This window comes from Nocardioides terrigena, assembly GCF_003047265.1.
In the GTDB taxonomy this organism is placed as follows: domain Bacteria; phylum Actinomycetota; class Actinomycetes; order Propionibacteriales; family Nocardioidaceae; genus Nocardioides; species Nocardioides terrigena.
The window spans coordinates 1-569 of the sequence record NZ_PZYY01000071.1; the positions used below are offsets into that span (position 1 = coordinate 1).

A 569-nucleotide genomic window follows, 5' to 3' on the forward strand; every position below is an offset into this window, starting at 1 on the left:
CCACCGACATTTAGGTTGGCAGCAGGTCAGCGGGCGGTCCGAACCACCGACCGGGACACGGTGTGATCCCTGACCGTTGAATGGGCCGCCCGCAGATCAGTGTCTGGTCGACGCGGTGTTCCTGTTCGGGAACTTGGAGCTCTTGACCCGTCGGGGTCATGGGGACTTCTGCTAAGAGAATGTCTGGACCGTGGCCGTGCCGCTCAGTCACTTCCTCGTAGCGAGTCCATGACTGACGGGAGCACGACGATGGCGATGACATTGGGTATCGATGTGGCCTGCCGGGCCGATCATCAAGCCACCCTTGCGGTGGACGGGCGGCCGGTGTGGCGCGGCAGGAGGTTCCGGTCCTCCAGCACCGATCTGGACCGTCTGTGGGATGACCTGGGCGTGAGCGACCCGGCAGGGCTGACCGTGGTCCTCGAGCCCACCCGCAACGCGTGGCTGGTGCTGGCCCAGTGGTTCCGCCGCCGAGGCGTCCGGGTGGTGATGGTCCCGACCACGCAGTCCGCGGACCTGCGCAAGTACTACTCCAAGCACACCAAGAACGACCGCCTCGACTCCGAGGT

1 protein-coding gene is annotated in these 569 nt (G+C 65.6%); it reads left to right on the top strand.

Annotation, left to right across the window (positions count from 1 at the left end; all coding sequences use genetic code 11):
* Positions 1-255: 255 nt before the first annotated feature.
* The coding region (locus tag DAE25_RS24375; RefSeq protein ID WP_407669424.1) for an IS110 family transposase at positions 256-569 on the top strand (314 nt) is incomplete at its 3' end.